Annotated in this window: 23 protein-coding genes; 16 read left to right on the plus strand and 7 right to left on the minus strand. The window is 60.8% G+C overall.

Features of this window, described 5'->3' with window-relative positions; all coding sequences use genetic code 11:
- Nucleotides 1-18: 18 nt before the first annotated feature.
- From BM155_RS08175 to BM155_RS08195, 5 genes are all read left to right on the plus strand, one after another.
- Complete coding sequence (locus BM155_RS08175; protein WP_067150616.1) at nt 19-1,626, plus strand: carboxyl transferase domain-containing protein; 1,608 nt, start codon at nt 19-21, stop codon at nt 1,624-1,626.
- 83 nt (nt 1,627-1,709) lie between these two features.
- Nucleotides 1,710-2,507 (plus strand): enoyl-CoA hydratase/isomerase family protein, encoded by a 798-nt coding sequence (locus BM155_RS08180; RefSeq protein WP_067150618.1) that lies wholly within the window; start codon nt 1,710-1,712, stop codon nt 2,505-2,507.
- A gap of 10 nt (nt 2,508-2,517) precedes the next feature.
- Nucleotides 2,518-4,515, plus strand: coding sequence for an acetyl/propionyl/methylcrotonyl-CoA carboxylase subunit alpha (locus tag BM155_RS08185; RefSeq protein ID WP_074902321.1), 1,998 nt, complete (start codon nt 2,518-2,520; stop codon nt 4,513-4,515).
- A 2-nt stretch (nt 4,516-4,517) separates the two neighbouring features.
- Entirely contained in the window at nt 4,518-5,414 is an 897-nt protein-coding gene (locus BM155_RS08190; RefSeq protein WP_067150624.1) for a hydroxymethylglutaryl-CoA lyase, read from the plus strand.
- 159 nt (nt 5,415-5,573) lie between these two features.
- A complete protein-coding gene (locus tag BM155_RS08195) occupies nt 5,574-6,809 on the plus strand; it encodes a DUF945 family protein (protein ID WP_074902324.1) in 1,236 nt (411 codons plus the stop codon).
- 300 nt (nt 6,810-7,109) lie between these two features.
- Here the strand turns inward: BM155_RS08195 and BM155_RS08200 are convergent, their stop codons facing one another.
- From BM155_RS08200 to alaE, 3 genes are all read right to left on the minus strand, one after another.
- Nucleotides 7,110-7,463, minus strand: a complete 354-nt coding sequence (locus BM155_RS08200; protein WP_074902327.1) for a DUF4870 family protein — start codon at nt 7,461-7,463, stop codon at nt 7,110-7,112.
- Between the two features lie 69 nt (nt 7,464-7,532).
- Complete coding sequence (locus BM155_RS08205) at nt 7,533-8,897, minus strand: response regulator (protein WP_067150634.1); 1,365 nt, start codon at nt 8,895-8,897, stop codon at nt 7,533-7,535.
- Between the two features lie 172 nt (nt 8,898-9,069).
- Nucleotides 9,070-9,576 (minus strand): L-alanine exporter AlaE, encoded by a 507-nt coding sequence (gene alaE / locus BM155_RS08210; RefSeq protein WP_074902330.1) that lies wholly within the window; start codon nt 9,574-9,576, stop codon nt 9,070-9,072.
- A gap of 249 nt (nt 9,577-9,825) precedes the next feature.
- Between alaE and BM155_RS08215 the strand changes: the two genes are divergently transcribed.
- The gene (locus BM155_RS08215; protein ID WP_074902333.1) at nt 9,826-10,371 is read left to right on the plus strand and encodes a PadR family transcriptional regulator; all 546 of its coding nucleotides are present in this window, start codon (nt 9,826-9,828) and stop codon (nt 10,369-10,371) included.
- Nucleotides 10,372-10,427: 56 nt separating this feature from the next.
- On the opposite strand, the gene BM155_RS08220 is transcribed toward BM155_RS08215, so the two are convergent.
- A complete protein-coding gene (locus tag BM155_RS08220) occupies nt 10,428-11,573 on the minus strand; it encodes a beta-ketoacyl-ACP synthase III (RefSeq protein WP_067150642.1) in 1,146 nt (381 codons plus the stop codon).
- A gap of 154 nt (nt 11,574-11,727) precedes the next feature.
- Nucleotides 11,728-12,438 (minus strand): ComFC family protein, encoded by a 711-nt coding sequence (locus BM155_RS08225; protein ID WP_067150645.1) that lies wholly within the window; start codon nt 12,436-12,438, stop codon nt 11,728-11,730.
- A gap of 105 nt (nt 12,439-12,543) precedes the next feature.
- Between BM155_RS08225 and bioB the strand changes: the two genes are divergently transcribed.
- Genes bioB through bioC form a run of 3 tightly spaced genes read left to right on the plus strand, consistent with a single transcriptional unit; the run spans nt 12,544 to nt 16,402 of the window.
- Nucleotides 12,544-13,611: a biotin synthase BioB gene (gene bioB / locus BM155_RS08230; protein WP_067150647.1), complete on the plus strand. Its 1,068-nt coding sequence runs from the start codon at nt 12,544-12,546 to the stop codon at nt 13,609-13,611.
- On the plus strand, nt 13,608-14,807 hold the full coding sequence (bioF, locus tag BM155_RS08235; RefSeq protein WP_074902336.1) for an 8-amino-7-oxononanoate synthase: 1,200 nt from the start codon (nt 13,608-13,610) through the stop codon (nt 14,805-14,807). Before bioB ends, bioF begins: the two co-directional genes overlap by 4 nt.
- Nucleotides 14,804-16,402, plus strand: a complete 1,599-nt coding sequence (bioC, locus tag BM155_RS08240) for a malonyl-ACP O-methyltransferase BioC (protein WP_074902339.1) — start codon at nt 14,804-14,806, stop codon at nt 16,400-16,402. The genes bioF and bioC overlap by 4 nt, the downstream gene beginning before the upstream one ends.
- Here the strand turns inward: bioC and BM155_RS08245 are convergent.
- Nucleotides 16,393-16,878 (minus strand): L,D-transpeptidase family protein, encoded by a 486-nt coding sequence (locus tag BM155_RS08245; RefSeq protein WP_074902342.1) that lies wholly within the window; start codon nt 16,876-16,878, stop codon nt 16,393-16,395. The genes bioC and BM155_RS08245 overlap by 10 nt on opposite strands.
- 254 nt (nt 16,879-17,132) lie before the next feature.
- On the opposite strand from BM155_RS08245, the gene bioD reads away from it, so the two are divergent.
- The 3 genes from bioD (at nt 17,133) to BM155_RS08260 (ending at nt 20,321) form a co-directional block, all read left to right on the plus strand.
- Entirely contained in the window at nt 17,133-17,816 is a 684-nt protein-coding gene (gene bioD, locus BM155_RS08250; RefSeq protein WP_074902570.1) for a dethiobiotin synthase, read from the plus strand.
- Between the two features lie 358 nt (nt 17,817-18,174).
- Entirely contained in the window at nt 18,175-19,956 is a 1,782-nt protein-coding gene (locus tag BM155_RS08255) for an acyl-CoA dehydrogenase C-terminal domain-containing protein (RefSeq protein WP_074902344.1), read from the plus strand.
- Between the two features lie 173 nt (nt 19,957-20,129).
- Nucleotides 20,130-20,321, plus strand: coding sequence for a DUF3094 family protein (locus BM155_RS08260; RefSeq protein ID WP_067150659.1), 192 nt, complete (start codon nt 20,130-20,132; stop codon nt 20,319-20,321).
- 28 nt (nt 20,322-20,349) lie between these two features.
- Here BM155_RS08260 and BM155_RS08265 read toward each other — a convergent pair whose 3' ends face one another.
- On the minus strand, nt 20,350-20,811 hold the full coding sequence (locus BM155_RS08265; RefSeq protein ID WP_074902346.1) for an EVE domain-containing protein: 462 nt from the start codon (nt 20,809-20,811) through the stop codon (nt 20,350-20,352).
- Between the two features lie 129 nt (nt 20,812-20,940).
- Between BM155_RS08265 and BM155_RS08270 the strand changes: the two genes are divergently transcribed.
- From BM155_RS08270 to BM155_RS08285, 4 genes are all read left to right on the plus strand, one after another.
- Complete coding sequence (locus tag BM155_RS08270) at nt 20,941-22,038, plus strand: sensor histidine kinase (RefSeq protein WP_067150664.1); 1,098 nt, start codon at nt 20,941-20,943, stop codon at nt 22,036-22,038.
- Between the two features lie 4 nt (nt 22,039-22,042).
- The gene (locus BM155_RS08275) at nt 22,043-22,861 is read left to right on the plus strand and encodes a LytR/AlgR family response regulator transcription factor (protein ID WP_074902349.1); all 819 of its coding nucleotides are present in this window, start codon (nt 22,043-22,045) and stop codon (nt 22,859-22,861) included.
- A gap of 142 nt (nt 22,862-23,003) precedes the next feature.
- Nucleotides 23,004-23,381 (plus strand): hypothetical protein, encoded by a 378-nt coding sequence (locus BM155_RS08280; RefSeq protein ID WP_067150670.1) that lies wholly within the window; start codon nt 23,004-23,006, stop codon nt 23,379-23,381.
- A 242-nt stretch (nt 23,382-23,623) separates the two neighbouring features.
- Nucleotides 23,624-24,256 carry a DUF6515 family protein gene (locus tag BM155_RS08285; protein WP_067150673.1) on the plus strand — a complete coding sequence of 211 codons (633 nt, stop codon included), beginning with the start codon at nt 23,624-23,626 and terminating at the stop codon, nt 24,254-24,256.
- Nucleotides 24,257-24,378 lie beyond the last annotated feature (122 nt).

Raw genomic sequence — 24,378 nt, forward strand, 5'->3', positions numbered from 1 at the left:
AACTGTGAACACACTTTTATGAATCAGTTGCAAAGTAAAATTAACCCCCGCGACGCCGCCTTCGCTGAAAACAGCGCGCACATGCGCAAGCTGGTGGCGGATCTGCGGGAGAAAGTTGAAAAAATTGCCCAGGGTGGCGGCGAGCGCGCGCGGGAAAAACATCTGGCGCGCGGCAAGCTGCTGCCGCGGGAGCGCATCGATGCGCTGCTGGACCCCGGCAGCCCGTTTTTGGAGTTCTCTCAACTGGCCGCCTACCAGGTCTATGAAGAAGAAGTGCCGGCCGCCGGAATTATCACCGGTATCGGCACTGTGTCCGGCCAGCCTTGTGTCATCGTTGCCAACGACGCTACGGTGAAGGGTGGGACCTACTATCCACTTACGGTAAAAAAACACCTGCGAGCCCAGGCGATCGCGGAGCAGAACAATCTGCCGTGCATTTATCTGGTGGATTCCGGTGGCGCCAATCTGCCGCGCCAGGATGACGTCTTCCCTGACCGGGAGCATTTCGGCCGCATCTTTTTCAATCAGGCGAATCTATCGGCGAAAAATATTCCGCAGATCGCCGTAGTGATGGGCAGCTGCACGGCCGGCGGCGCCTATGTGCCAGCCATGGCTGACGAATCCATTATGGTCGCAAACCAGGCGACTATCTTTTTGGCCGGTCCCCCGCTGGTGAAGGCCGCCACCGGCGAGGAGGTATCCGCAGAAGAACTGGGCGGCGCCGATGTGCACTGCCGCACCTCGGGTGTGGCGGACCACTACGCCAACAACGACGTGCACGCCCTGCAGCTGGCGCGGCGTTCGGTGGCGCGCCTGAACCGGGTGAAAAATCCCGGCCTGGATATCCGGGAACCGGTGGACCCCCTCTATCCGGTCGAGGATATCTACGGCGTGGTGCCCAAGGACCCGCGCCAGCCCTACGATGTGCGCGAAGTTATCGCCCGCATTGTGGATGCCTCGGAGTTCGATGAGTTCAAAGCCCTCTACGGCACTACTTTGGTCACCGGTTTCGCGCGCATTCACGGCTATCCGGTGGGTATTGTCGCCAACAATGGCATTCTCTTCTCGGAGAGCGCGCAAAAGGGCGCGCACTTTATCGAGCTGTGCGCACAGCGCCAAATTCCTTTGCTGTTTCTGCAGAACATCACCGGTTTTATGGTGGGCAAACAGTACGAGGCCGGGGGTATCGCCAAGCACGGCGCCAAAATGGTGACCGCCGTGGCCACAGCCAGAGTGCCGAAAATCACCGTGTTGATCGGCGGCTCCTTCGGCGCTGGCAATTACGGCATGTGCGGCCGCGCCTACGATCCGAACTTCCTGTTTATGTGGCCCAACGCGCGCATCTCGGTGATGGGAGGAGAGCAGGCTGCCGGTGTATTGGCGCAGGTCAAACGCGACCAGATGGCCGCCCGCGGCGAGCAGTGGAGCGAGGAAGAAGAGCGGGCTTTCAAGGCGCCGATTATCGAAACCTACGAGCACCAGGGACATCCCTACTACGCCTCCGCGCGCCTGTGGGATGACGGTGTCATTGATCCCGCCGACACCCGCCGCATACTGGGATTGTGTTTGGCCGCTGCCAGTTACAAGGCCCCGCAAGAGACCAAGTTCGGCGTATTCCGCATGTAATTGCGCACCGGTATTCGAAGATCAATGCCCTTTCCCACTTTTGGGGCAGGGACCGGGGTGGCCCGGAAAACAAGGAATCCCTTATGAGTATCAAATTGCTGACTGAAATCGACAGTGAGGGCGTGGCCACTGTCACTCTGAACAGGCCGGAAATACACAACGCCTTCGACGACGCACTGATCCGCGAACTGGGCGAGACCTTCGACCGCTTGTCGCGCAACCCGGCGATCCGCGTACTGGTGTTGGCCGCCAACGGCAAAAGTTTTTCCGCCGGCGGCGACCTGAACTGGATGCAGCGGATGGTGAATTACTCCGAAGAGGAAAACCGCCGCGACGCCGCCACCCTGGCCGCCATGCTGCACAAGTTGGATACCTTTCCGGTGCCCACCATCGCGCGGGTGCAGGGCGCCGCCTTCGGCGGCGGTGTCGGTCTGGTGAGCTGCTGCGACATCGCGGTGGCGAGTGAACGCGCCAGCTTCTGCCTGTCGGAAGTGAAAATCGGCCTGTTGCCGGCCACCATCAGCCCCTATGTGATCAACGCCATAGGTGCGCGCCAGGCGCGGCGCTATTTCGTCACCGCCGAGCGCTTCTCCGCCGAGCGCGCGCGGGAAATCGGCTTGGTTTCCGAAGTTTGCGCGGAGGGTGAACTGGATCTGACTGTGCAAAAACTGGTAAACGCTATCACCGATAACGGCCCCCGCGCCGTGGCCATGTCCAAACAGCTGGCGATGTCCATGTCCAACCGAGTGATCACCCAGGAGCTGCAGGCGCAGACCAGTAACCTGATCGCGGCGGTGCGCGTGTCCCCAGAAGGGCAGGAAGGGCTCAATGCTTTTCTCGAAAAGCGCGCGCCCAAGTGGATGAATAGCAGCGAAGAATGATGGGCTGAAAATGATCCGCAAATTATTGATTGCCAATCGCGGCGAGATCGCCTGCCGCATCATCAAAACCGCCCGCCGCCTCGGAGTGGCCACTGTGGCCGTATACTCGGACGCGGACGCGGACGCGCTGCATGTGCAGATGGCCGACGAAGCGGTGCGCCTGGGACCGCCGCCGGCCAAGGCGTCCTACCTGGATATGGAAAAGGTGATAGATGCCGCCCGTCAGACCGGTGCCGACGCGATACATCCGGGTTACGGCTTTCTGTCGGAAAATGCCGAGTTCTGTCGCGCCTGCGACCGCGCCGGCATTGTCTTTGTCGGCCCGCCCGCAGGAGCCATCGAGGCCATGGGCTCCAAGTCCGCCGCCAAGCGCATTATGGAAGAGGCCGGTGTGCCCTTGGTGCCCGGCTACCACGGCACCAACCAGGACGTGCATATCCTCGAGGGACACGCCAACCGCATCGGCTATCCGGTACTGCTGAAGGCCGCCGCCGGCGGTGGCGGCAAGGGGATGCGCCGGGTCGACAGTGCGGAAGAATTTCAAGACGCTCTGGCTGCCGCCAAGCGCGAGGCGATGAACGCCTTCGGCGACGACCAGATGTTGCTGGAGCGCTATGTCGTCAGTCCTCGCCACGTGGAAATACAGGTGTTCTGCGATCAGCAGGGCAAGGGCGTCTACCTCTTTGAGCGCGACTGCTCGGTGCAACGCCGCCACCAAAAAGTGGTGGAGGAGGCGCCGGCGCCGGGGCTGTCGGAAGAACTGCGCGCGCGCATGGGAGAGGCAGCATTGCGCGCGGCCCACGCCATCGGCTACACGGGGGCGGGGACGGTGGAGTTCCTGCTGGATGCCAGCGGCGCCTTCTATTTCATGGAAATGAATACCCGCCTCCAGGTGGAGCACCCGGTCACCGAAATGATCACCGGCCAGGACTTGGTCGCCTGGCAGTTGTCCGTGGCCGCCGGTGAGCCGCTGCCCCTGGGCCAGGACGACCTGCATATCCTCGGCCACGCCTTTGAGGTACGCATCTACGCGGAAGATCCCGACAACGATTTTTTGCCGGCCACGGGTACATTGGTGCGCCACCGCCCGCCGAAGGAGAGCGAAAGTGTGCGCGTGGATACGGGCGTGCAGAGCGGCGACGAGATCAGCGTGCACTACGATCCCATGATCGCCAAGCTGATCTGCCACGGCCGCAGCCGCAAGGAAGCGCTGGCGAAACTGGACCGGGCGCTGCAGGAGTACCAGATAGCAGGCGTCCGCCACAATATCGAGTTCCTGCGCCGGGTGATCAATCACCGGGCCTTTGCCAGCGGCCGGGTATCCACGCATTTTATTGGGGATTACGAAGCGGACATCCTGCAACAGGAACAACAGCTGACACCGCTGAAGTGCGCCGCCATCGCCGGCTATCTGCATATGCGCGAGACGAGGGATCTGCGCGCGTCCGCCCCCGCCGCAGATCCGCACTCCCCCTGGCACAGCGGCGATGACTGGCGCCCCGGCATAGATGCCAGGCGCGTGCACAGCATCGACTACCGCGGCCACCGTGCCGAGATTGCTTCTGTCGCCGGTGCCGGTGGTGTCCACTGGCAGTGCGATGCGCTGCAAAGCGACTGCAAAAGCGGTGAGATCCGCATATTGCCCGAGCGCGAACTCGCACTGGTGGACGGACGGCGGGTGAGTTTTTCCTGGGTGGATACCGCCTGCGGCGGCGCCATCTTTATCGACGGTATCCAGGTCGAATTTGAGCTGCTACCGCCGGATATCGGCGAAAGCGGCGATCAGGCTCACGGCCTGGAGGCGCCGATGAACGGCACCATCATTGCACTGCTGGTGGCGCCGGGTGCGCAGGTGGAGAAGGATCAGCCACTACTGGTGATGGAGGCGATGAAAATGGAGCACACCCTGCGCGCGCCCACTGCCGGTAAAGTGCAGCAGTTCCTCTGTGCCGAGGGCGAACTGGTGGACGGCGGCAGCTTGCTGATCGATTTCGCCGAGGAGGAATAGCGATGCGTTTGCCCGACAAGGTCAAAATGGTTGAGGTCGGCCCCCGCGACGGCCTGCAAAACGAAAAACAGTCCATCTCCGTCGACACCCGCATCGCGCTGATCGACCGCCTCAGCGCCAGTGGCCTGTCTGTGATTGAGGCGGGCAGTTTTGTCAGTCCCAAATGGGTGCCGCAGATGGCGGCCAGCGAGGAGGTGCTGGCGGGCATACACCGCAGCCCCGGCACCGTCTACAGCGCGCTGACGCCGAACCTAAAAGGCTACGAGCGCGCTCTGGCGGCCAAGGCGGACGAGGTGGCGGTGTTCGGTGCCGCCTCCGAGGCGTTTACGCAAAAAAACATCAACTGCAGTATCAGCGAGAGCCTGGAGCGCTTCCGCCCTCTGTTGGAGCGGGCGCGCCAGGACGGCATTCGGGTGCGGGGCTATGTTTCCTGCGTGCTCGGCTGTCCCTATGAGGGCGATATCGATCCGCGCAAGGTGGCGGAGGTAAGCGGCGCGCTGCTGGAGATGGGCTGCTACGAAATCTCCCTCGGCGACACCATCGGCGTGGGCACGCCGGAGGCGGCCAAGCGCATGATCGAGCAGGTGGGGGCGAGGGTGCCGGTGGAAAAGCTGGCGGTACATTTCCACGATACCTACGGCCAGGCACTGGCGAATATCTACGCGGCGTTGCAAATGGGCGTGGCGGTGGTGGATTCGGCGGTGGCCGGTCTCGGCGGTTGCCCTTACGCCAAAGGCGCATCGGGCAATGTGGCCAGCGAGGACGTGCTCTATCTGCTGAACGGTCTCGGTATTGAAACGGGGGTGGATCTCAACTTGCTGGCGGATGCCGGAAATTTCATTTCCTCCGCACTGGGCCGCGAGAGCAACTCGCGTGTGGCCAAGGCACTGGCGGGCTGATTTTTCAGGCGCCCCGGCGCAGTGCGCACGAGTGCTTTCGGGGCGCTCAGTCGATTTCCCACCGGGAGGCGTGTCCATCCGCGCCTCCCAAACTGCTTCAGGTTTCTGTTACACGGAATCTGCTAATATCGGCGAAATTTTTTGGAATCTGTTTTCGCCATGAAGCTACTGCGCCTTTCTGTCTTCTCCCTGCTCGGCCTCGCCGTGGCCACGGCCCTGGCCGCCCCCGGTCTTATCGGCCCCAAGGTTGAGGAAATCTGGAAACAGCAGCTGGCGCGCCTGCAGGGCGGCGAGGTGGCGCAATACCAGCGCGGCTGGTTCGGCGCCGAGGCCAGCACTCGCGTGGAAAGCGGTGATGGTGGCACTGAACTGCGCAGTGAAATACAGCACGGGCCGCTACTCTTTACCGCCCACGGGCCACGCTTGGGCGTTGTCTACACAGAAACCCGCCTGTCCCCGGATCACTTGGCACCGCAACTGCGCGCGCAGCTGGAACAGTGGTACGGCCGCCTGGACCAGAGTCCGCTGGTGCTGGAGTCCCTGGTCGGCGCCGACAACCGCATCGTCAATTACTTGCGCCTGGCGTCGTTCACCCGCGCCGATAGCAGTGGCGAGCTGATGTTTGATGGTGGCCAGTTGCTGATAGAGACGGATTACAGCGGAGCACTGCTGACCGGCAGCCTGGAACTGGGTTCTATCCGCCATACCCGGGCCGGACATGAAGCGCTATTTACGGAACCGGCTGAGGGAACTTTTAAATACACACCCGGGGCGGGCGGCGAGGCCGAGCTGCTGTTGCCATTGCTGCGCGCCGAGTCTGAATCCGGCCCCCTGGAACTGCGCGATATCCGTTTGCAGCTGTCTGTGGAGGAAGTGGGGCGAGGTCTGTTGAAGTTGATCTCCGATCTTAAGCTGCCTCAGGTGCAGTCCGCCACGCCGGTAACCGCTCTGCAGCAGCAGATGACCCTGCCGCAGGTGGCGGCAACGGACTTACTGCATTACTTGAGCGTACTGGTGCCGGATGCCGGCCGCGACTGGCCCCGGGCGATGCGGCGCCCCTTGCGGCTGCAGCAGCAGTTGGCGGTGCAGTCCCGCAATGGGCCGGTGCTTGTGGACGCGGATATCGACTGGCACGGCACGGCGCGCGGCGCAGGTAATGGCGCAGACTGGTGGCTGGCGCCGCTGGCGGGCACAGTGACATTCAGTGCCGCCGAGCAGGCGTTGATGCAGTCGCCGCTGGTGGCCAAGGCGATGATGCTGCGCCAATACGGGTTACTGATGGAAAATAACGGCGAGTTGCAGATGCACTTGCAGGCGGACCGGGGCCGGCTGCTGGTCAATGGGCAGCAGCTGCCACCGGACCTGTTGCTACTGGCGCTGACCGGTGACTTCTAAGGAACCTCTGATTAATTCGCTTCCTGACGGTAAAAATTCTTTGGCGCTAGATGAGAAGCTCAGGTGATAGGATGGCCACTTCGAAACCATCGGATACAGGGAAGTAGTCGTGCGTTTTCGAAATGGCCATCCTATTGCCTGAGCGCCACGGAACTAACCAAAGCGTTCACGCGAATTAATCAGAGGTTCCCTAATAAGGGTGTATGACCGCTGTAAGCGGTTTTGGGGCGCTCAGGCAATAGAACGGGCATTTTTCGAGGCCCGAGTTTTACGCTTGCGCGCCTTCCGGCGCGATCCTGCTCAGTAGGCCGGGCGGTGGTCTGCCAGTGCCAGCCAGCCGCGGACTACCCGGTAGACTGCCCACACCCAGGCGATACCCATAATCAAAAAGCCCAGCCCCAGCAGCCACCAGGTCAGGGAACCGATCACTGTCCACAGCAGCCAGAACCAAAAGGTGCGAATCTGCCAGCGGAAGTGGGATTCCGCCAGGGTGCCGCGCACATCGCCGCGCTTGAAATAGTTGACCAGCACGGCGACAAAAAACGGCACAGCGGTGAAGAGGGCGATCGCCTGAATCAGGTATACCAGGGTCGCCAGGTCGCGGCCGCTCTGCTCGCGGGCCTCTGGGTTTTTCGTGGGAAACTGCTCGGACATAGTTTCTTCTCGCGGGAATATCAGCCCTCTATTGTGCGCGCGCCGTGGCGGTTTTCAACAATGGTCGTCTCACACCGACAGCCATTCAGCGCGCATATTCTGCTCCCGCCAGGATTTCAACGCTTGCACGGAAGCGCGCATCAGATTCAGCAGTTCAGTACGTTGCTGGCGACACGCCTCCCGCTCTTTGTCGATCCCGAGCTGCGCGGCCAGTTCCCGCAAGCGCGCCGCCACTGCCTCCAGGCCCACTTCTTCCGCTTGTACTGCCAGCGTTTGTGCCTGCTTTTTCGCCTCCAGCCAGTGGCGCCCAGTGAGGGCGCTGGTGAGTGCCGCGGTCTGTTTCGGCAGCGCGGCGGCGCGCGCGCTCAGCAGTTCCGCAAACCGCCGCTGTCCCAGCGCATTCTGTTGCCGTTTCAGCGTGCCGGTTTCCAGCATAGGGGAGAGAAGGGGTGGGGGTGTCTGACGGCTGTCACCGCGTGCGTGGCGGGATGCCCATTTGAGTAGTTGTTCCAACTCCTGGTCGGATACGGGGCGGGCGAGTACGCCGGTCAGGCCGCGGGCCTGATAGCGGGCTTTGTCGCCGGGCCGGGGATCGTTGAGCAGGGCGAATACCGGCAGCTGGGTGACACGACCGCGGCGTATCTTCTGGGTGGCTTCCACTCCGTCCATCAGTGGCAAATGGCTGTCCATCAATACCAGGTCGAACGGCTTTTCGAGCGCTGCACTGGCGCCGTCCACACCGTTGTTTTGTCGTTCCACCCGGTGGCCGAGCGCCTGTAATTTGTCGCAAAGCGTAGGGTTGCGATCGTTTTCCACCAGCAGAATGGATAGGCCGCGTTTTTCAGCGGCCCGGCGATCGGGAGGGAGTTGCAGCTCAACGGCTTCCACCTGCCCCCAATTGCGGATTTCCTCCAGGGCCCTGTTTGCGGTTTGCAGCTGCCGCTGCGCTCTTTTTACCAGCCAACTGGATTCGGCATCCTCGATTCGCGCCAGTTGCCCGAGGGTGTGCTGCAGTGCGTCCAGTGGTTGACGCAGGTGGTGTCTGATGATGGCCAGCAGATCGGCGGTCTCCTGGCGCTGCCGCTCGAGCGTCTGGACGGCTTTTGTCAGCTGGCGTTTGTGATCGGAAAGCGCGTTTTTGCAGGATTGCAGCTGGCGGTGAATACCGGTGTTTTCTTCCCTGAGCGCGACAGCGCGTCGCTCAGCCGCTGCGGTGTCTCTGCGCTGGCGCAACCAAAGGCCGAGGGCAAGAGCGGATATAAGCAGTAGTGCCGTACCGAATGACGCCGGCCACAGGAGGGCTATCCGGGTATCGGTCAATGATATCGGTGCCGCGCTGGCAGCCGTCGGAAAAAGGGTAATGCCGGCGAGCAGGTGTGCGGGGAGGTTGGTGCGGAGAGCCGAGCTCCCCCAGTGGAAAATGGTCTTGTTCATCCTTGTTGCCACTTGCGTTGATCGGGGCCAAGTCCTGCGGCCCGCGAAGGTGTTTACTGGGAGATACCTCAATGCGAGTTGATACTGCAATACGGCAGTACGTACAAGGGAAAATTCGCGGTTACGCGGCTTTAAAGGCGCATCAGTGCACCCACGGTACAACGCACAAAGATCAGGCGAGTGTGTGGGGTTCTGCAAAGGGGCGCTTTTTGACCCACATTCTGCGCAGCCAGTCAAGGTAAATGCCGTAGGGGCGCCCAAGGATTCCGGCGATCAATATAAACGTGGCACTGGCTGTAAGAATTTCCCTCAGCCCTGCACCGCTGAGATAGATGCTGCCCGAATATAGTGGCAGCTGAAAACTCAGGAATACGAATGTGTCCACCAGATAGGCGTTGAGTCTACCGCGGCCGCCGAAGCGATGGGCCACCCAGCTGCGGTAGAGGCCGAAGGGGCGTGCGATCAAAGTGTTGCATACCAGCGCCATCAACCGCACCTTCAGGTGCTCCTGCCAGCTCATGCCCGCCAGTACCAACTCAATGGGGATGGCGATGAGCCAGGAAAAGCTGTTCATCGCAAAGATATCCAGGAAAAAATCCAGGCGGCGTGAGGGCCGGTTTGCTCCGTTTGCGTCGTCAGATTCCGGAATATTACGGGTAGTGGAGACAGAAGAAGGCATGGGTACGACTCTCGGGAAACGACACGCCGTGGCCTGCGGGTAGGGCGCGGCTATTGGCCGAGCGATTATATCCGTATTTTCCGTATAATCTAGCTATACGTATCAATATATCCTATATATCGATATTTACATCCTATTGTCACATTGGTTTGTAAGCTAATTCTTTCGGTTTGTGTTGTCGGTGTCTATGGCGGCTGAGGTCTAGCGCGATTAATATGCAATTTTTTGCATAATCGAGTGGAAGCCCCTATGTCTCTGCGTTACGCCGTTCTCACTCTGCTGGATATCGAGCCCGGTAGCGGCTACGACCTCAAGCGTCGCTTTGAACGCAGTGTTTCCCACTTCTGGAGTGCCAGCCACCAGCAGATGTACCGCGAACTGCACAGGCTGCACGACGAGGGGTTGTTGGACTGCACGGAGCAACCCCAGGCGGGCAAGCCGGACAAGAAGATATACAGTCTGACCGACCGGGGGCGGCAGGTGCTTAAGGAATGGGTGCAGCGACCGGCGCCGGCACAAAAAATCCGCGAGCCCTTTCTTGTACAGTTGTTCGCCGGTCACCACCTGAGCCGCGAGCAGGCTCGAGAGGCGGTACAGCGGCAGATGGAGCAGCACCGCGCGCTCCTGGCCGCCTATCTGGAACAAAATGAAAAAGTGCTGAAACGGGACCCGCAGCTGCAACGCCGCTATTGGCTTGCGCACCAGACACTATTGCTGGGGATCGAAGCGGAAAAGACTTGGCTCGCCTGGGGGGAAAGAGTATTGCGGGAATTGGATGCGCAGGTAGAGGAATAGCGGCGATACGTTGGCTACAGGGCCGGGAGCTTTGCCGGCCCTGCGTTTTCGTCCATTCAAAGAGAGATCTTTTCCAGAACCAAACTACCGATCGAATAGCCTGCGCCAAAGGAGCAGATCACGCCCCGGTCGCCGGGCTGCAGGTCATCGCTGTGCAGGTTAAAGGCGATGACCGAGCCGGCGCAGCCGGTGTTGGCATAGCGGTCCAGAACAATGGGGGCGCGCTCTGCGTTTGCGCCGTCGCCCATCAGTTTCTTCGCGATCAGGTTATTCATATTGATATTGGCCTGGTGCAGCCAGTAGCGGCGTACTTCGGCCGGTTCACTGCCGGTCTCGCGCACATGGGCTTCGATATGCGCGGCGGCCATGGGACAGACCTCCTTGAACACCCTGCGGCCATTCTGGCGGAAAAGCTTGCCGGGGCCGAAGGGATCCACGTCGGCGGCGCGGGCAGTGTAGCCGAAGTTGGAGCGAATATTGTTGGAGAAGACTGTCTGCGCCTTGGTGCCGAGCACTTCCCAGGCGGTATCCGCGGTACAGCTTTCGCGCCGTTCCACAACACTGGCTACGGCCACGTCGCCGAAAATAAAGTGGCTGTCGCGGTCGGTAAAGTCGATTTGCGGCGAGGCCAGTTCCGGGTTGACCACCAGCACTGCGCGGGCGCTGCCTGAAGCGACGGCGTCCACCGCGCGCTGCAGGGAGAAGGTCGCCGAGGAGCAGGCCACTTCCATATCGAACGCGAAGCCTTCGACACCCAGCGCCGCCTGGATTTCAATAGCGATGGCCGGATAGGCGCGTTGCAGATAAGAGGCGCCGACGATGACCATGTCGATATCCTCGGGCGTCTTGCCGGCTTTTTCCAGGGCCAGTTTCGCCGCCGCAAGGCCCATTTCCGCTTGCAGGCACAGTTCGTTGTCGGCGCGCTCTGGCAGATAGGGGCGCATGCGCTCCGGGTCCAGAATGCCTTCGCGGGCAACCACGTAGCGGCTCTTGATGCCGGACGCTTTCTCGATAAATTCCGCTGAAGACTCGAGTTTGGGCGCCATTTCGCCCGCTTCGATTTCCGCGGCATATTTGCGGTTGTAGAGCGCCGCATGGGCGTTGTAAGCCGCCACCAACTCCTGGTTGCTGATGGATTCCGGTGGCGTCCACAGGCCCGTGCCACTGATCACAATGCCGCGCGGCAGCTTGTATTCACTCATCGCTGAATTCCCCGGCCCGCGGCATGCAGCGCGAGCGATTGGTCATTTTCAATGTAGCAGTGTCGGCTTTGGCTGAGACGCCAGTACCATCCTGCTGGGAGTGTAATTGTGACGGGAATGTCAAATCCGGTCTATGTGCGGAGGGGACGAAGAATCAGGGTGTTCTGGCCAATGCATAAGCGCTGACCCAGGCCGCGCCGGCGGCGATCAGGGCGCGGGCGGCCGCCTCCAGGGTGGCGCCGGTGGTGATTACATCGTCCACCAATCCGATATGTCGGCCTTCCACGGGGCTGCACACGGCGAAAGAGTGTTCCGGATTGCGCAGTCGCTGCGACCGTTTCAGCCGCAGCTGTGCCTCTCTGGCAACCACCCTGCGCAGCAGGCGGGCATGGACAGGAAGGTGCCACTGGCGGCCCAGCTCGGCCGCGATCAATTGCGACTGGTTAAAACCGCGCTGCCAATAGCGGCGCCAGTGCAGGGGAATCGGTGCCAGCAGGTCCGGCGCCTTATCGGTAGGGCGTAGAGGCCCGGCCGCCAGTTGCGCCAGGCTGTGGCCTGCGGCCAGGTCGCCGCGGTACTTGAAGCGCTGCACCAACTGACCGATCGGAAAAGCGTAGAGCCAGGCGGCGCGAGCGGTGTTGAAAGAAGGTGCTTGTTGTAGGCAGCGGGCGCAGATCCCGGACACTTCCGCCGGTGCAGACAGCGGCAGGGCGCAGTGGCGACAGGCGCGCTGGAGCCAGGGCAGTTCCGCGGCACAAGGAGGACAGATGCCGTTGCCGTCGCTGTGATTGCCACACAGCAGGCACAGCGTAAGGCGCGCTGCCGGGAATCCGGAGAGAAAGTGTGAAATCTTCTTGTAAACCATCCCTGGGTTATCTGGTTGACAGCGGTTCGCCCCCCGCTACACTGGCCAGTCTATTCCTCCGGCACCTTAAGGCGCCGCTACAAAGCAACAAGAGAGATTAAGCCTGTGACCGCCGCCCAGCAAATCCCCGCCGCCACCATCCGCCACGACTGGACCCGCCAAGAAGTGTTGGACCTGTTCGCGCTGCCTTTTAGCGACCTGTTGTTTATCGCTCAGCAGGTGCACCGCGCGCACTTCGACCCCAACCGGGTACAGGTCAGCACCCTCTGCTCCATCAAGACCGGCGCCTGTCCTGAAGACTGCGCCTACTGCCCTCAGAGCGCCCGCTACGACACCGGGTTGGAGCGGGAAAAACTGATGCGGGTGGAAAAAGTGGTGGAGGAGGCCCGCGCGGCCAAGGCCAGCGGCGCCACCCGCTTCTGTATGGGTGCCGCCTGGCGCTCGCCGAAGAAAAAGGACATGCCCTATGTGACGCAAATGGTGCGGGAAGTGAAGGCTCTGGGCCTGGAGACCTGCATGACTCTGGGCATGCTCAGTGACGAACAGGCGCAGGAATTGGCGGACGCCGGCCTCGATTACTACAACCACAACCTGGATACCTCTCCCGAATACTACGGCGAGATCATCACTACGCGCACCTACCAGGACCGCTTGGAGACCCTGGAGCGGGTACGCGCCGCAGGTATGAAAGTCTGTGCCGGTGGAATTATCGGCATGGGCGAAGGCGAGCGGGACCGGGCGGGCCTGTTGATGCAGTTGGCGAACCTGCCGGAGCACCCGGAATCTGTGCCTATCAATATGCTGGTCCGGGTGGCCGGAACGCCGCTGGAAAAGGAGCGTGATCTGGATCCCTTCGAGTTTATCCGCTGTATTGCCGTGGCCCGCATCATGATGCCCAAATCCCATGTGCGCCTGTCCGCCGGGCGGGAGCAGATGAGCGATGAAATGCAGGCCCTGGCTTTCCTCGCCGGCGCCAACTCCATTTTCTACGGCGAGAAGCTGCTGACCACCGCCAACCCCGAGGCCAACAAGGACATGCAGCTATTCAAGCGCCTGGGTATTCAGCCGGAAGAGTACCAGCAGCACGCGGATGAGGCCGAAGTGGAGGCGGAGCTGGAGGCGCAGATCGCCGAGCGGCGCAACGATTCCTTTTTCTATAACGCCGCCAAATGACCCTCGCGGAAACCCTGCGCGCCCGCCTGCAGGAGAGGCGCGAGCGCAATTTGTACCGCCATCTCAAGACCCTGGCCGCCGCGCCGAGCCCGCGGGCTGTGGTGGATGGACGCGAGCTACTTACTTTCAGCAGTAACGATTACCTGGGGTTGGCGACCCACCCAGAGGTGATTGCCGCTCAGCGGGAAGGGGCCAGTCTCGGTGCTGGCGCCACCGCATCGCACCTGGTCAATGGCCACCTGGAAATCCACGCGCGCCTGCAGGAGAAGATTGCGGAAGTCACCGGACGCGAAGCGGCGCTGGTCTTTTCCAGCGGCTATATGGCCAATATCGGAACCATCTGCGCCCTGGTGGGCCGGGGTGACAACATCATTTCCGACCGCCTCAATCACGCTTCCCTGATCGACGGCGCACGCCTGTGCGGTGCCGCCAGCCTGCGTTTCGCCCACAGTGATCTCGGCGGGATGGAGCGGCAATTGCAGCGAGCGGCACAAAACGGCGGCAATACGCTGGTGGCGGTGGACGGTGTCTACAGCATGGACGGCGACCTCGCACCACTGGCGGAAATGGCCGGCCTCTGCCGGCGCTATAACGCCTGGTTGATGGTGGACGAAGCCCACGGTTTCGGCGCCATGGGCAGCCCGGATTTGCCCCTGGCCGGCAGTGTCGCTGCCGCCGGGCTAGACCAGGATGCGGTGCCGGTGATGATGGGGACTCTGGGTAAGGCCGCCGGCAATGCGGGCGCTTTTGTCGCCGGCTCGCGGGAACTGATCGATTACCTGGTGCAGTTCGCGCGGCCCTATGTTTACACCACTGGCATGCCGCCGGCGGTGGCCGCCGGCTGTCTGGCAGCGATCGACGTGATGCTGCGGGAGCCGGAGCGGCGCGAGTTGCTCAAGTGCAATATCGCGTTTTTCCGCACGCGCGCCGGTGCGCTGAAGCTGCCGCTGATGGAATCTGCCAGCGCGATACAGCCCCTGTTGCTCGGCTGCGAAAAAAAAGTCATGGCCGTCGCCGCCGAGCTGCAGCGGCTCGGTTTTCTGGTGGGGGCTATCAGGCCGCCGACGGTGCCCGCGGGTACCGCGCGCCTGCGCATCACGCTCACCGCCAATCACACCCAGGCGCAGATTGAAGCATTGCTCGCTGCATTGGACGCTTCTCTGCGCGCTTTCGGCGCAAGTGCGGTGCCGGTGTGAAGCTGGTCCTTTTGCACGGCTGGGGTTGCGATGGGCGCATCTGGCAGCCGCTGATCGAAGCGCTGCGAGCCGGAGACGCAACCGATGTCGCGGTAACTTTACTCGAACTGCCCGGCTTCGGTGGCAACAGCGGTTGTCCCTGGCCCGATGACGAAACTCTGTTGCAGCAGCTCTATGCGCAACTCCCAGCGGATTGTCTGCTGGTGGGGCACTCCCTGGGCGGTATGCTCGCCGCGCGGATGGCGGCCCAGCGAGGACAGACGAAGATCGCCGGGCTGATCACGATTGCCGCCAATGCCACCTTTTTGCAGCGCGCGGACTGGCCGGGAATGGACCCGGAGACCTTTGCCCGTTTTCGCCACTCACTGGCGGATACGCCCAAATCCACCTGGGAAAAATTCTGCGGCCTGCAGGCGCGCGGCGACGCCGCTATGCGCCGCGTTCTCAAACAGTTGAAAGACTGGCCGCCGCCGTCCGTCGACGGCGCCTGGCTGAGTGCACTCGAGTGCCTGGGGCGGTTGGATAACCGCGGAATTTTGCGGGAAATCCCACTGCCGGCGCTCCACCTGTTCGGCGGCAAGGATGCGCTGGTGCCCGCTGCGGCGGCGGACAAAATCCGCCAATTGGGCGCTACTGCCGAAGTGTTGGTGGATTGCGGGCACGCGCCGCAGATTTCCCGCCCGGAGTTGGTGGCGGAAAAGATCCGCGCTTTCCTGCCCCAGCGCGGGGACGGCCCAATTTCCTGCGGCGAACCTCCTCTGGACAAAAGTGCCGTGGCCAGATCATTCGGCCGCGCCGCTGCCACTTACGATGCGGCGGCCCACCTCCAGCGCGCTGTCTGCCGGCAGCTGCTCGCCGACACAGACAGCGGCTGGGCGCCAGAAGTGATTCTCGATCTGGGCAGCGGCACCGGCTATGGCAGCGAAATGCTGCGCCAGCGTTTTCCCCGTGCGCGGATTGTCGCACTGGATCTGGCCGAGGCGATGCTGCGCTACGCGCGCGAGCGGCGCCCTGCGGCGGACAACCATATTGTGGCCGACGCCGAACAGCTGCCCCTGGCGGATGGCAGCGTGGATTTGATTTTCTCCAGTATGGCGCTGCAGTGGTGCTACCGGTTGCCGGGGCTGTTCGCGGAGTTGCGGCGGGTGTTGGCGGAGGGTGGTCACTGTCTGGTGGCGACCTTGGGCCCGGCGACATTGCACGAGCTGAAAAGCAGCTGGGCGGCAGTGGATAGTGGTGTCCACGTCAACCGTTTTTTGCCCAGGGATGCCTGGCTGGCCGCGGCCGCGGAGAGCGGCTTCAGCGGTGCGCTGCGCGCAGAGAGCCGGGTGCTGCACTACCGCACGGTGCAAAAGCTGATGCGGGATTTAAAAAATATCGGCGCGCGCAATATCAACCGCGATGCCGACCGCGGGCTGACGGGCCGGGAAAAACTGCGCCGCCTGACGGCGGCCTACGAGCCGCTGCGCACTGAGGCCGGCCTGCCCGCCAGCTACGAAGTACTGTATCTGGAGCTCGCCGCGGGCCGCTGCGGGCGCGGCCATGTCCGACTTGTGGACGGTGGCACCTTCGCGGAAAAGCGCGATCAGGGATAGATGTGGATGGGCGTCGGGGTTTTCACCAGCGCCCATATTTCATCCATTTCCCGGTTGGTCACTGCGATACAGCCGTCGGTCCAGTTCATGCGCTGCAACTGTTTCTCCATATGTTGCCACTGCGGCTTTATACCGTGGATCATGATGGCACCGCCCGGATTTACCCCCAGGCGGCGCGCGCGGGCGCGGTCGGTGGCGTTAGGGTAGGAGATGTGGATGGAGCGGTAGAAGCGGCTGTTGGGATTCTTCCAGTCCAGGGTATAGCGGCCCTCGGGGGTTCGCTCATCCCCCTGCTGGACCTTGTGTCCCTTGGGGTTATCGCCGAACACCACTCTGTAACTCTTGACCACCCGCTCGTCGCGTACGAGCTGCATTAAATGTTTGGATTTGTAGACCACCACCAGGTCGACGGGTTTGACGGTGGCGGAGGCGAACAGAGGCGCCAGCATCAGCAGGGCAAAGGTCAGGTATCGCATGGTCTTGGCAAGCCGTAGTGTCGTTGTCGGTTATCTGTGATTTGGGGCGAACTCCCTGCCTTTATTGCTCACAGTGCATCTCTGGCAGCTTTATTTCCCGCCGCCAGCCCGGCAGAAGCCGGGACGTTTTTAGCCGGTTATCCTCCCCCCTTGTCGAAAAGATCTTCAGGGTGGTGAATTTTTATGCTAAGCGGGTAATTTATCATCAGGTAGACGACGTTTAAATAGGCGTCAAGAAAAAATTGGAGGTTTTTGTGGCCCAGTGCTATTTCGTCGCTGGCACCGATACCGAGGTCGGTAAGACCTATACCACTGCCGCACTGCTCGCCAGCGCCGCGGCGCGGGGATTGCGCACTGCGGCGGTAAAACCGGTCGCATCCGGCTGCGAGGAAACCGCGGATGGGCTGCGCAACAGCGATGCGCTTTTGCTGCAAGAGGCCATGACCTTGGATCTTCCCTACCAGCAGGTAAACCCCTTCGCGCTGGCGCCCGCCATAGCGCCTCATATCGCGGCGCGGGAGGCGGGCCGGCGGCTGGATTTGGGACGCATGGCCGGTGTTTGCCGGGGTGTTATGAGCGCCGGGGCCGATCTGGTATTGATCGAGGGCGCCGGCGGTTGGCGCACGCCCCTGGGGCCGGGTGCTTTCCTTTCACAATTGCCGCGGGAATTGAACATCCCGGTGATTTTGGTTGTGGGCATGCGGCTCGGCTGTATCAACCACGCGCTGTTGAGCGCGGAGGCGATCCGCCGCGATGGCCTGGCGCTGGCCGGCTGGGTGGCTAACTTTGTCGGTCGGGATATGGCCCGTGCGGAGGAAAACCTGGCTACCTTGCGCAGTCTGATGTCGGCGCCACTGCTCGGCACTCTGCCTTTCGATACCGCCGCTGACTACCGGCGTGCGGCGGAGCACCTGAACCTGTCGCCGCTGTTGGGGTGAAGTCCGTCTAAGGAACCTCTAATTAATTCGCGTGAACACAATAAGTAGGTTCCGGGACGCTCAGGAAATAGGACGGATATTTCGAAAACGCACGAGTACTTCCCTGTAGCTCCGACGCATACATCCCTGTATCCGACGGTTTCGAAATATCCGTCCTATCACCTGAGCTTCACATCCGCCCCCGAAGAACCTCTGCCACCAGGAAATGAATTAATCAGAGGCTCCCTAACTCATTCGCGCGCGCGCACTTGGCTCCGGGGCGCATTCCAGCGCTGAATAGCCGCGGGCAGTTGACAAGGCCCCCCTGTGCGCCTAGATTCAAACGATTGTTTGAAACAACTGAATGAGGACCGGGAGCATGGCCGAATACAAGGCGCCACTGCGGGAGATGCACTTCCTGCTGCACGAAGTCTTTGCCGCGGACCAACTCTGGGCGCGCCTGCCGGGGTTGGCGGGCGCGGTGGAACGCGAGACCGCGGACGCGATTCTCGAGGAAATGGCCAAGCTGGCCGCCAATACCCTGGATCCGCTCAACCGCTCCGGCGACGAAGAGGGCTGTCACTGGGTGGAGGGTGAGGTCACCACGCCAGCGGGCATGAAAGAGGCCTATGCCACCTACTGCGAGGGCGGCTGGGGCGCACTGCTCGGTAACCCGGAGTACGGCGGCATGGGCATGCCGAAGATGCTCGGTGCCCAGGTGGAGGAAATGATCAACTCTGCCAGCATCTCCTTTGCCCTGTATCCAATGCTGACCGCCGGCGCCTGTCTGGCCATCGATACCCATGCGAGCGAAGCGCTGAAACAGAAATATCTGCCCAAGATGTATGAGGGCATCTGGGCCGGGGTGATGGATCTGACCGAACCCCACGCCGGAACAGATTTAGGCATGATCCGCACCAAGGCGGAACCCCAGGAGGACGGCAGTTACAGAATTACCGGCAGCAAGATCTTTATCACCGGCGGCGATCAGGATCTTTCAGAAAATATCGTGCACCTGGTTCTGGCCAAGCTGCCAGATGCGCCTGCGGGGTCGCGGGGTATTTCTCTATTCCTGGTGCCGAAATATCTGGTCAATGAAGACGGTAGTCTCGGCGAGCGCAATGGGGTCCACTGTGGTTCCATCGAGCACAAGATGGGAATCAAGGCCTCAGCTACCTGCGCGATGAATTTCGACGGCGCCAAGGGATGGCTGGTGGGCGAGGTGAATAAGGGGCTAGCGGCCATGTTCACCATGATGAACTACGAGCGCCTCGGGGTCGGCATTCAGGGCCTGGGCGCGTCTGAACGCAGCTATCAAAACGCGCGCGAATATGCCCTCGAGCGCATTCAGAGCCGCGCACCGAGCGGTCCCCAGCAGCCGGACAAGGCCGCGGACCCGATCATTGTCCACCCGGACGTGCGCCGCATGCTGTTGACCCAGAAGGCATTGATCGGCGCCGGCCGCGCGCTTTCCACCTATGTGGCCCAGTGGTTGGATATCGCCAAATTCGGAGAGGGCGAGGAAAAGCAGCATGCGGAAGGCATGGTCGCGCTACTGACCCCGGTGGCCAAAGCCTTTATCACCGATGCCGGACTCGAGTGCACCGTGCTCGGTCAACAGGTATTCGGCGGGCACGGCTATATCCGCGAGTGGGGCCAGGAACAGCTGGTGCGCGATGTGCGTATTACCCAGATCTATGAAGGCACCAACGGTATTCAGGCGCTGGACTTGGTGGGCCGCAAAACGGTGGCCAACGGCGGGGCTTATTTCGAGTTATTTGCCACTGACGTACAGGCGTTTATCGACCGCGAGGGCGGCCGCGAGGAAATGGCCGAGTTTGTCCTGCCGCTATCGGCTGGGCTGCAGTGCCTGAAAGAGGTCACCGCCAGTCTGATCGCCCGCGCCAAGGAAGACCCCAACGCCCCGGGGGCCGCTTCGGTGGAATATCTGCACCTATTCGGCTATGTGGCTTATGCCTATATGTGGGCCAGAATGGCCGCGAAAGCACTGCCGAAGGCGGGGGAGGACGATTTCTACAAGGGACAGGTGAAGACGGCGCGCTTCTATTTCGCCCGCCTGCTGCCCCGCACCCAGTCCCTGGCCGCCAGCGTCAAGGCCGGCAGCGGCACTTTGATGGATATCGAGGCGGAGCTCTTCTGACCTTTCCCCATAGTGACGGGGCGCCTGTGTACAGGCGCCCCCGAACTTCTAGTTTTTCTCGAAGCAGGGCGCAAATTCACTGTGCTTTCTTAACAGACTCAGGCAATTCTTCTAAACTCGGACCGGCGGTGCCGCGCACCCGCGGCGAATAAGAACAATGAGCGCGATTGCCCATGTCCGAAAAGCCCGAGAAGAAACTCTCCGACGCAGACCAGGCACGGGTCGACAAGTATTTGCACAGTGGCTTTAACCAGGTGGAGCGCAAGCCCTTCCGCCCCCTGTTACTGCTGTTGGTGATTGTCGTTGTGTTGAGCTTGCTGTCCCTGCTCAGCGTGTTTATCGCCAGCACTAAAGGCGTCGTGTAAACCTCTCTCCCACTGGGAACGCTTTGCGTTACATGCTCCCTAATGCCACTATGGTTTTCCATTCCTCCGGGCGCACCGGCTGAATCGAAAGCCGCCCCTGCTTTACCAGTACCATTTCTGCGAGATCTGGATTTTGCTTGATCTCTGTTAGCGGCACCGGCCGCGCGAACTCGCTCTGCCAGCGGATATCCACACAGTACCAGCGCGGCTTGTCCCCGCTCGCCTTGGGGTCGAAGTATTTGCTCCCGGAGTCGAACTGGGCCGGGTCCGGGTAGGCGGCGCGCACCACTTTGGCGGTGCCCACTACTGCGGGTACCTTGCAGGCACTGTGATAAAAGAGCACACAATCGCCTTTTTGCACATGGTCGCGCAGAAAATTGCGCGCCTGGTAGTTGCGAATGCCGTCCCAGCGGCCCGTTTGGCCCGGCTCGGCGGCCAGGTCGCGGATGCTGTATTCGTCGGGTTCGGACTTGAATAGCCAGTAGTTCATATCGATGCCCTTGCGGCAGCCTGTCCTTATGTTGCGCCGGTTGGTATTTCTCCAGCGGCGGACGCCATTTAGTATGACAGCCAGTGAAAGTGTCAACCCGGCGCCGGCGGCGCCACGATACGGGAATTTATGGGCAACAATGCAATTCAATGGCTGTCCGAGCGGCTCTCCGCCCAGCACTGGCAGTACTGGGCGCTACAGTTGTGCGGCTGGGGCGGTTACACCCTGCTGACCTTTGTCGGCAGTTTTTTCTGGGTTAAGGACCACTGGATTCATTCCGGTTATATCGCCGTGGCCACCACTTCCGGTGTCCTGCTGTCGGAGGGCATGCGCCGGGGGTTTCAAAAGCTGTGGGATAAGCCGCCCGCGGCGCGCCTTCTCGGTTCTCTGGTGGTGGTGGCGCTGGCCGCGCTTGTGTGGGCGGCGATCAAATTCGGCGGCTCCTTGTGGCTGTATGGATCGGAGGACGAACACCCCGCGGTACTGGCGATCTATTGGTTTTCCTACTCGTTTTTGATTCTGATGACTTGGGCCGCACTTTATTACGGTATCAAGTACTACAAGGCCTCACTGACCCAGCAGGAGAAGGCCCTGCGCGCCGAGTCCATGGCGCACCAGGCGCAGTTGAAAATGCTGCGCTACCAGCTCAATCCTCACTTTCTGTTTAACACGCTGAACGCCATATCCACCCTGATTCTCGACAGCCAGGGCCGGACTGCCAACGATATGGTGTCGCGCCTGTCCCAGTTTCTGCGCCACTCCCTCGATAACGATCCAATGCAGAAGGTGACTTTGGCTAAAGAGGTGGAAGCGCTGATGCTCTACCTGGACATTGAAAAAGTGCGCTTTGCCGATCGCCTGGGGGTGAATCTGGATCTGGAGGGAGAGTCGCCGCGGGCGCTGGTTCCAAGCCTGTTGCTGCAGCCGCTGGTGGAAAACGCGATTAAATACGGGATTTCTCAGCGTGAATGGGGTGGGGAAGTGTCAATCAAGGCGCGTACTTTCGCCGGTGAGCTGCTGTTGGAAGTCAGTGATAACGGCCCGGGTATGTCGGAGAGAGAACTGGCGACGCTGGCGTCTAGATCGGGTAGCGGTTACGGTGTCGGTATCCGTAATACCTGTGAACGGCTGCGGGCGCTCTACGGCGACGAGCAGAAGGTACGTTTCTGCAACCGGGCCGAGGGTGGGCTGGCAGTCCATATTCGTATTCCCTACGAACAGGAATAAGGTGATGAACGGCAAGACTGACACTCTAAGGGCGATAGTAATCGATGACGAGCCCCTGGCGCGGCGCGGACTGTGCCTGCGCCTGGATGAGATCGGGGGGATTGAAGTCATCGCTGAGTGCGGCAACGGGCGGCAGGGACTCGAGCAAATTCTCGAGCTGCGGCCCGATGTCGCTTTTGTGGATATCCAGATGCCCGGGATCAGCGGCCTGGAATTGGTGCAGCGGATTCCGGTGGAACAGCTCCCGCAAGTGGTGTTTGTCACTGCCTACGATCAGTACGCGGTGGAGGCCTTCGAGGTCAACGCGGTGGACTATGTGCTCAAACCCATTGAGGAAGAGCGCCTGGCCCTAGCGCTGGAAAGAGTGCGGGAAAAGATAGCCAATGCCGATATCGCCAGCCAGCGGGAACAATTATTGGAAGCGGTGGCAGGTCTAACCAAAGAAGCGCCCGAGGTGCTGGAGCAAAAACTGGTGGCGGGAGAACTGGGGGGAAGTGCCTACCCGGAGAAAATTGCCATCAAGGACTCCGGCAAAATTACTTTGGTACCGACGCGGGAAATTGATTGGATAGATGCGGCCGGTGATTACATGTGCGTGCACGCCAAGGGCGAAACCCATGTGATGCGTATTACGATGAAGGAGTTGGAACAGCAACTCGACCCGAGAGTGTTTCAACGGATTCATCGCTCCACCATCGTCAATCTCAATCGCGTGTGTGAGATCTGCGCCCACATCAACGGCGAATATCACCTGGTACTCAATAACGGTGAGCGCCTGAAAATGAGCCGCAGTTACAAGAACAAGGTTCAGCATTTTCTGTGATGGATTGTCGTCCCCGAGACTGCGTCGCCAATGCGCTGCAATTGGTTCTCAAGAGCGCCTTTCGAGCGCACATCAATCAAAGTGGGGATTGGCATTTGCTCTGAATAGACTTCTTCACACGGTAGTAAGAGGAGGAAGTCCCATGCGTTATTTGATTCCCTTAATCCTGATGTGTTCCCTCGCTGGCTACAGCCAGGCGCAGGAACGGATGCGCTCTTTGCCCTCGGATTCTTCTCAAATCCAGTATATGGGCCAGACGTATTTTGCGCACAACGGTAAATATTATCGTTATATTCCGGACGGTGGTTATTACTATAGAGTGCAGCCGCCCAAAGGAATGGTCCGTGACGTGCAGCCGCACTTCTATCGTCTCACCCCGCGGGAATACCGCGCGACGATAACTACTATGGAGGATTGCCGTAACTGGGCCGCAGCGCGTGCCAGTCGCAACCCGGCCATTGGCGGTAAGATTTACATGACCGAGCTCAATCGCTGTAAGAGCATGCTGGGTCTGCAATAACCGCCCATAAATGAAACCGTTTTGCGCCGGCCGAAGAGCCGGCGCCTTCCCTTTTTTCTTTTCCTGTATTACCTGCGCTTAACCCACGGCCGGAGTCCCGGACTCAACAGCCGAGAAAATGCTGTTGCATCCGCCGTTTCTCAATATACCCGCGCTCCGGAGAAATAATTTTCCGTGATGAGTGGGGGTGGACACCCCCGCTGAATAAACTTCCGGTAATTATGTGAAGAGGAGTAGCCGCCATGCGCTGCGCCACAGTACTTCTGCTCAGTCTCACTGTCACTTTTGCCTGGGCGAATGACAGAGGGGGACGTCAGCTTACCGGTACCTCGCAACTTCTCGTGCGCGGTGAAAGTTATTATTACGCTGGCGGATTGTTTTACCGCCCGACCAAAGGCGGTTACATGCGTGTCGATGCACCTGTCGGCGCGCGGGTTCCCTTTGTGCCTAAAATAAAAGGCACTTTTACTATGGGCGGTGAACGCTATTTCGTCGCGCACGACGGCACCTTCTTTTGGTACGACCCCAGGGGCGGAGATTACACCGTAGTGAATGAGCCTTACGGCTGGCGCGACTATTTCCGTGTGTCGCCGGAATACCGTGCAGTTCCAGTGCCCCGGCCGGTACAGTATGAGGAAATACCGCGCGCATACCCGCGCCCCTATGCCAGATACCGCGGTAATTACGGCGGCTACTGGGGCTACGGCTACTACGGCCGCTATGGTTTCCGTGACGACATCTACGATGAAAGTTATCGCGAGCGTAAATCCACCTGCCGGCGCATAGCGCGGGACCAGTCGCGTCGGGATAAGGTAGGACCCTACCGCCGCCAGCCGGGCAACTACTGGGATGAATATGAGCGCTGCATGCGTTAGGGAACCTCTGATTAATTCGCGTGAACCCTATGGTAGGTTCCGGGGCACTCAGGCAATAGGATGGCCATTTCGAAAACGCACGAGTACTTCCCTACAGCTCCGCCGGATACATCCTTGTATCC

This window comes from Microbulbifer thermotolerans (assembly GCF_900112305.1).
GTDB classification, from domain to species: domain Bacteria; phylum Pseudomonadota; class Gammaproteobacteria; order Pseudomonadales; family Cellvibrionaceae; genus Microbulbifer; species Microbulbifer thermotolerans.

What these genes read in the sequence shown, in the direction of transcription:
- BM155_RS08175 (WP_067150616.1), top strand. Translation starts at nt 19, where the DNA reads ATGAATCAGTTGCAAAGTAAAATTAACCCCCGCGACGCCGCCTTCGCT.
- BM155_RS08180 (WP_067150618.1), top strand. Translation starts at nt 1,710, where the DNA reads ATGAGTATCAAATTGCTGACTGAAATCGACAGTGAGGGCGTGGCCACT.
- BM155_RS08185 (WP_074902321.1), top strand. Translation starts at nt 2,518, where the DNA reads ATGATCCGCAAATTATTGATTGCCAATCGCGGCGAGATCGCCTGCCGC.
- BM155_RS08190 (WP_067150624.1), top strand. Translation starts at nt 4,518, where the DNA reads ATGCGTTTGCCCGACAAGGTCAAAATGGTTGAGGTCGGCCCCCGCGAC.
- BM155_RS08195 (WP_074902324.1), top strand. Translation starts at nt 5,574, where the DNA reads ATGAAGCTACTGCGCCTTTCTGTCTTCTCCCTGCTCGGCCTCGCCGTG.
- BM155_RS08200 (WP_074902327.1), bottom strand. Translation starts at nt 7,463, where the DNA reads ATGTCCGAGCAGTTTCCCACGAAAAACCCAGAGGCCCGCGAGCAGAGC.
- BM155_RS08205 (WP_067150634.1), bottom strand. Translation starts at nt 8,897, where the DNA reads ATGAACAAGACCATTTTCCACTGGGGGAGCTCGGCTCTCCGCACCAAC.
- alaE (WP_074902330.1), bottom strand. Translation starts at nt 9,576, where the DNA reads ATGCCTTCTTCTGTCTCCACTACCCGTAATATTCCGGAATCTGACGAC.
- BM155_RS08215 (WP_074902333.1), top strand. Translation starts at nt 9,826, where the DNA reads ATGTCTCTGCGTTACGCCGTTCTCACTCTGCTGGATATCGAGCCCGGT.
- BM155_RS08220 (WP_067150642.1), bottom strand. Translation starts at nt 11,573, where the DNA reads ATGAGTGAATACAAGCTGCCGCGCGGCATTGTGATCAGTGGCACGGGC.
- BM155_RS08225 (WP_067150645.1), bottom strand. Translation starts at nt 12,438, where the DNA reads ATGGTTTACAAGAAGATTTCACACTTTCTCTCCGGATTCCCGGCAGCG.
- bioF (WP_074902336.1), top strand. Translation starts at nt 13,608, where the DNA reads ATGACCCTCGCGGAAACCCTGCGCGCCCGCCTGCAGGAGAGGCGCGAG.
- BM155_RS08245 (WP_074902342.1), bottom strand. Translation starts at nt 16,878, where the DNA reads ATGCGATACCTGACCTTTGCCCTGCTGATGCTGGCGCCTCTGTTCGCC.
- BM155_RS08255 (WP_074902344.1), top strand. Translation starts at nt 18,175, where the DNA reads ATGGCCGAATACAAGGCGCCACTGCGGGAGATGCACTTCCTGCTGCAC.
- BM155_RS08260 (WP_067150659.1), top strand. Translation starts at nt 20,130, where the DNA reads ATGTCCGAAAAGCCCGAGAAGAAACTCTCCGACGCAGACCAGGCACGG.
- BM155_RS08265 (WP_074902346.1), bottom strand. Translation starts at nt 20,811, where the DNA reads ATGAACTACTGGCTATTCAAGTCCGAACCCGACGAATACAGCATCCGC.
- BM155_RS08270 (WP_067150664.1), top strand. Translation starts at nt 20,941, where the DNA reads ATGGGCAACAATGCAATTCAATGGCTGTCCGAGCGGCTCTCCGCCCAG.
- BM155_RS08275 (WP_074902349.1), top strand. Translation starts at nt 22,043, where the DNA reads ATGAACGGCAAGACTGACACTCTAAGGGCGATAGTAATCGATGACGAG.
- BM155_RS08280 (WP_067150670.1), top strand. Translation starts at nt 23,004, where the DNA reads ATGCGTTATTTGATTCCCTTAATCCTGATGTGTTCCCTCGCTGGCTAC.
- BM155_RS08285 (WP_067150673.1), top strand. Translation starts at nt 23,624, where the DNA reads ATGCGCTGCGCCACAGTACTTCTGCTCAGTCTCACTGTCACTTTTGCC.